The organism is Streptosporangium sp. NPDC006013 (genome assembly GCF_040614275.1).
Classification (GTDB): domain Bacteria; phylum Actinomycetota; class Actinomycetes; order Streptosporangiales; family Streptosporangiaceae; genus Streptosporangium.
The window spans coordinates 1-5858 of sequence record NZ_JBEXUE010000565.1 but is presented as its reverse complement, the minus strand read 5'-3'; the positions used below and the strand labels follow the sequence as shown (position 1 = coordinate 5858).

Here is a 5858-nt window from a genome sequence, read left to right as displayed (position 1 = left end):
TCGCGATCACCGGGACCTCCAGCTCCTTGGCGAGCAGCTTGATGGCCCGGGAGATGCAACTGGTGTGCCTGTATGCGGTCGCCACGCTGGGACTCAACATCACCACGGGCTACGCCGGCGCGCTGTCCCTCGGGCAGGGCGCGTCGTTCGCCATCGGCGCCTACGTCACCGCCGTTCTGGTGGTCTCGCACGGCTGGCCGATCTGGGCGGTGTTGCCGGTCGCCGCGCTGGCCGGGCTCGCCGCCGGGGCGCTGGCCGGGTTCCCGGCCGGAAGGCTGGGCGCGATCGGCCTGGCCATGATGTCGCTCGGCCTGATGCTCGTCGTCAACGACATGCTCATCCAGTTCCAGTCGGTGACCGGCGGCAACAACGGCCTGTCCGGCATCGACGCCCGTTTCTGGTTCGGCGGAGAGCCGGTCTCGACCCCGTGGGTCGTGGCGATCGTGATCGTCGTCGTGGCGAGCGTCAGCTACTGGCTGCACGCCCGGTACCGGACGTCCCGCCTGGGCCGGGCCACCGTCGCGGTCCGCGACGAGCCGATCGGCGCGTCCGCGCTCGGCGTCTCCGGCTACCTCACCAAGGTCGTCGCCTTCGCCGCCGGGTCCGCGCTGGGCGCGCTCAGTGGAGGGCTGTTCTCCTACCTGTCCGCCTACATCTCGCCGGACGCCTTCTCCTCCAACCTGTCCATCCTGTTCCTGGTCATGGTGGTGCTCGGCGGCAGCGGCTCCCGGTTCGGCCCGATCGTCGGCACGGTGCTGCTCGTGCTGATCCCGCTGCGCCTCGACGCGTACCCGCACCTGAACAACCTGCTGTACGGCGCGCTGCTTATCGTGCTCATGCGGCTGCGGCCGCGCGGCCTGTTCAGCCGCACCGCGGCGCCCGCCCCCCAGGGGCTGCGCGACCTGGCCGCCACTCCGGAGGTGGAGGTGCCGGAGCGCGCGCCCGGCGAGCCGATCCTGAAGGTCACCGACCTGCGGCGCAGCTTCGGCGGCGTGGACGCGCTCGGCGGGGTGTCGATGGAGCTGCGGCGCGGCGAGATCGTCGGCCTCATCGGGCCGAACGGGTCGGGCAAGACGACGCTGCTCAACGTCGTGTCCGGGCACTACCCGCCGACCGCCGGCCGGATCACCCTGCACGGGACGGACCTCGGCGGCCTGGGCGCCGCCGCCGTCGCCAAGCGCGGCGTGTCCCGCACCTTCCAGACCCCGAAGACGTTCCCCGGCATGAGCATCGAGGAGCACCTCGCGCTCCCAGCCGTCCACGGGGAACGTGACGAGGCGATGCGGGACGCCTGCCGGCGCGGCGCGCTCACCCTGCTGGAGCTCGGCGGCCTCGATCCGCACGACCCGGCCGCCGGCACCCGGGAGAGCCGGGTGATGAGCCATGGCCAGCTTCGCTTCCTTGAGGCCGCCATGGCCCTCGGCACCTGTCCGGAGGTCCTCCTCCTGGACGAACCCGCGGCCGGGTTGTCGGCCGCGGAGATCGAAGGATTCGAGCGCGTCGTCAGTGACGTCGCCGCAGCGGGAGTGGCCGTCGTGATCGTCGAACACCATCTGGACATGATCAGCCGCCTGGTCGACCGGGTCGTCGTCCTCGACCTCGGCAAGGTGCTGTGGGAGGGCGAGCCCGGGGACCTGCACAGCGTGGACAGCGTCCGCGCCGCGTACATGGGGGTCGCGTGAACGGCGGCCGGCTCAAGGTGGACGCGCTGCGCGTCCGGTACGGCGGCGTCACTGCCGTCGAGGACCTGTCCCTCACCGTCGAGCCCGGCACCTGCCTGGCCCTGCTGGGCGCCAACGGCGCTGGGAAGACCTCCACGCTGCGCGGCATCGGCGGGCTGGAGTCGGCCGACGGCGGGATCTGGCTGGACGACCTGCACCTCGACAACCTCCCGGCGAGCAGGCGGGCCCGGGCCGGGCTCGGCCACGTGCTGGAGGGCCGGCACGTGTTCAAGAGCCTGTCGGTGGCCGAGAACCTCCGGGTCGCCGCGGCCCGCGCGGCCCGTAAGTCCGAACTCGACCCGCTCGACCTGCTGCCCGAGCTGCGCCCGATGTTGCAGCGCCTCGCGGGCGGTCTGTCCGGCGGCCAGCAGCAGATGCTCGCCATCGCCCGCGCGGTGGCCGGCGCACCCCGCGTGATCATGTTGGACGAGCCCACGAACGGCCTGTCGCCCAGGCTGGTCGGCCGGACCATCGAGATCCTCGCCGACCTGCGCGACGCCGGGTTCGCCGTCCTGCTGGTCGAACAGCGGGTCGAAGTCGCCCAGAAGCTGGAGGCGGACGTCGTGGTGCTGCGGCACGGGCACGTCGCGCATCGGGTGCGTGGCACCGACCCGGAACTGCCCGACCTGCTGCAGGCCGCCTACCTCTCCTGACCCACCCCACCCCCACAGAAACCCCCAGGAAGGACGACCCCATGAGGACACGTGCCACAGTGGGCACAGCCATGGTGTGCGCGGCGTTGCTCGCGCTCGTCGCGTGTGGCGACGGCTCCTCCGGCGACCAGGCCGAAGGCTCCACCATCAAGATCGGTTTCGTCGGGGCGCTCACCGGCCCGCTCTCCCCGAGCGGTCAGAACTCGCTGGCCGGGCTCAAGGCCGGCGCCGAGTACGTGCAGCAGCACAACCCCGGCACGAAGGTCGTGATCGAGCAGCGGGACACCAAGGGCGAGCCGACCGCGGCCGTCGCCGCCACCCGGGCGCTCGCCCAGGACGGCGTGTCCGCGCTGTACTTCACCACCGAGGCGTTCCCGCCCGTGCAGGACGTGCTCAACCAGGTGAAGGTGCCCGGCGACACCGCCGGCGGCATCGGCTCGATCGTGGCCGACGTCGGCGACTCCAAGCGGTACAAGTACGCGTTCAGCACCGGCGCCGGCACCTCCGGCGAGACCTCGATCACGCCGCTGCTGGCGTACGCGGCGTCGGCCGGCAAGACGGTCGCCGTGCTCGACGACTCCTCGGCCTTCGGCACTTCGCAGACCAAGGACACGCTCGCCATCGCGCAGAGCCAGTTCCCGGACGTGAAGATCGTGCACGAGAGCTTCCCGAACACCGCCTCGGACGTGACCGCGCAGCTCACCAAGCTCAGGGACTCGGGCGCCGAGTCGCTCATCGCCTGGTCGTACGGCGCCCCGCTGGTCGCCACCATGTCCAGCCTGAACAAGATCGGCTGGAACCCGCAGATGTCCGCGGTGCTCGGCATCGGCGACCCGGCGACCACCGAGCTCATCCCGGAGGGGATGAAGAAGACCCTCGCCGCCGGGCCCATCGCCAAGACGTTCCTGTCGTCCTCGACCGGCGACGCGTCGATCACGGCGGACTTCGTCAAGCTCTACCTCAAGGCCAAGGGCAAGACCGAGTTCAACGCCCTCGACTCGGTGGGCGCGGTCTCCTTCGACTGGGCGCTGCTGGTGACCCAGGCGTCGCAGCAGGCCAAGTCCACCGACGCCGACGCGATCAAGAAGGCGCTCGTCTCCGGGGGAACCTTCCAGGGCGCCAACGGCACGTACACGTTCGGTCCTGACAAGCGCATCGGAATCGATGCCGACCAGCTCGGCGTCTTCGTACCCGCTCAGCCGTGCTCGGACGGCAAGTGTGTCGAAGCCGCCGTGAGTGCGGGGGAGTAATGCCCGAGGAGACCTCAGTGGATCTCCGGCTGGGAACGCGGGCGGACGCGTTGCGCGTCCGCCTGCGGGCCCTGCTGGCGGAGCTACTCCCCGACGACTGGACGTCGTCGTTCTCGCCGGACCCGGCGGTCCAGTCGGTGGTGACCAGGGTCGTCGAGCGTCTCGCCGAGGAGCAGCTCCTCACGCTCAGTTGGCCCGAGGAGTACGGGGGCGCCGGCACCGACATCTGGCAGCAGGCCGTCCTGCGGGAGGAGATGTGGGCGCACTTCGAGCCCCGCGGACCGCAGTACATGGGCCTGAACTGGGTCGGACCGGTGATCATGGAGGTCGGCACGCCGGAGCAGAAGGCCGTCCACCTGCCCGCCATCTCCTCCGGCACGGCCGTGTGGTGCCAGGGGTTCAGCGAACCCGGCGCGGGCTCCGACCTCGCCTCGCTGCAGCTGAACGCCGAGCTCCATGACGGCGAGTGGGTGCTGAACGGCCAGAAGATCTGGACCTCGTACGCGGGACTGGCACAGTGGTGCTTCCTTGCCGCCCGCAGTGGCAGGGGGACGGCCAAGCACGACGGCATCACCGTCTTCCTGGTGCCGATGGGCTCACCCGGCATCCGGGTCGTCCCGATCGACTCGATCATGGGTGAGCAGCACCTCAACGAGGTGTTCTTCGACGACGTCCGGGTCGGCCCCGGTGCCGTGCTCGGCGAGGTCGGCCGCGGCTGGGACGTCATCCGGCGGGTGATGAAGCACGAGCGGATCGGCATCTCCCGGTACGCCCGGGACGAGCGGGTGCTTGCCGCGCTTGCGGGCCACCCGTCCCTGGCCGAACCGGCCGCGCTGCACGAGTACGCCCGCGCACTGATGCACGCCCGGGTGGCTCGGCTGCTCAACTACCGCGCCGTCGCGCTGAACGACGCCGGCCGGCTCACCGACCGGGAGGCCTCCATCGCGCGGCTGGCCTCCATCCAACTCGACCAGGAGGTGGCTCAGCTGGCTCTCGACATCTCCGGCGCCGACGCCCTCGTTCCCGACCCGTCGGCCGGCCTGCTCGGCCACGTCGAGGACGTGTTCCGGTACGCCCGTTCGGCGACCATCGCGTCCGGCACCATCGAGGTGCAGCGCATGCTCGTCGCCCGGTCGTCGATCGGGGGGGACCGGCGTGCGTCGTGACTGGCCACAGGCGGCCGTCGCCTACCAGGAGAGCGTGACCAGGGCCCTCGACGCGCTGGGCGGGGTGGACCTCGCGCGCGCCGCCGAGGCGGACCGGACCCTGCGGGAGGCGCTCGTCGCGCCCGCCCTGGACCGGCTCGACCTGCGCGGCCTCGACCCGTGGGGCGAGGAGGACGAGTCGGCCGCCGTCATGCTGGCGGCCCGGGCGGCGGGTGCCGTCGTGCTGCCCTGGCCGCTGGCGCACGAGCTGGCCGTACCCGTGGACCTGCGAGGTGACGTCGGCGGCATCCACCTGACCTCGGGGGACACCGAACGGCTGGACCACGCGGACCTGCTGCGCGACGCGGTCGCCGTCGACCTGGGCCGGGGTGTCGCCCGCCGGGTGACGGCCGGTGCGCCGCGCTCGGCGCCGCTGGACCCGTTCGCGTCCGACGTCGTCCTCGGTGCCGAGGTGCCGGGCGTGGACGCGGCACGGGTCACGGCGATGCGCATGCTGCTCGACGCCTTCTGGGTCGCCGGCGCGCTCGCCGCCGCCGTCGACCTGGCGGTGACGCACGCCCGGGACCGGCAGCAGTTCGGCAAGCCGATCGGCAAGTTCGGCGAGATCCGGTGGCGCGTCGCGGACATCTCTCTCGCGCTCGACGGGCTGGAGGAGCTGGCGCTGCACGCGTGGTGGCTCGTCCGCCGGGGCGAGGCACGGTCCGCCGACCTGCTGGCGCTGCGGGTGCAGATGATCGAGGGGGCGAACACGGTACTGGCCAACGGGCACCAGGTGTTGGGCGCCATGGGCTTGTGCGAGGAGCACGACCTCACCGTGATCGACCGCCACCTGCAGAGCGTGCTGCACCGGCCGGCCGGGCGGATCAGGTCGACCGATCTGCTGGCGCGGGCCGTCGCCGCGGAGGGGTTCGACGGCATCTACCCGGTGGCCGCGTGGCGGTAGCCCGCAAAGGGAAAGGCCGGCCAGGTCCAGCGCGTTCCCTGACCATCACGGGGTCGGCCTTGGCGATCTCCAGCGGGAAGGCGATGTTGCCGCGCACGGTCCGGTGCGGGTAGAGCGCGCCGTTC

5 protein-coding genes are annotated in these 5858 nt (G+C 71.9%); all 5 read left to right on the top strand.

Annotated elements, in window-relative coordinates:
• Nucleotides 1-1682, top strand: a 1682-nt coding sequence (locus ABZ260_RS45040) for an ATP-binding cassette domain-containing protein (RefSeq protein WP_355630382.1), incomplete at its 5' end; no start/stop codon positions are given.
• Complete coding sequence (locus ABZ260_RS45035; protein WP_355630379.1) at nt 1679-2374, top strand: ATP-binding cassette domain-containing protein; 696 nt, start codon at nt 1679-1681, stop codon at nt 2372-2374. The genes ABZ260_RS45040 and ABZ260_RS45035, both read left to right, overlap by 4 nt.
• A 41-nt stretch (nt 2375-2415) precedes the next feature.
• Nucleotides 2416-3624, top strand: a complete 1209-nt coding sequence (locus ABZ260_RS45030; protein ID WP_355630376.1) for an ABC transporter substrate-binding protein — start codon at nt 2416-2418, stop codon at nt 3622-3624.
• Between the two features lie 17 nt (nt 3625-3641).
• Nucleotides 3642-4790: an acyl-CoA dehydrogenase family protein gene (locus ABZ260_RS45025; RefSeq protein ID WP_355630374.1), complete on the top strand. Its 1149-nt coding sequence runs from the start codon at nt 3642-3644 to the stop codon at nt 4788-4790.
• Nucleotides 4780-5733, top strand: coding sequence for an acyl-CoA dehydrogenase family protein (locus ABZ260_RS45020; protein ID WP_355630371.1), 954 nt, complete (start codon nt 4780-4782; stop codon nt 5731-5733). The genes ABZ260_RS45025 and ABZ260_RS45020 overlap by 11 nt, the downstream gene beginning before the upstream one ends.
• Nucleotides 5734-5858 lie beyond the last annotated feature (125 nt).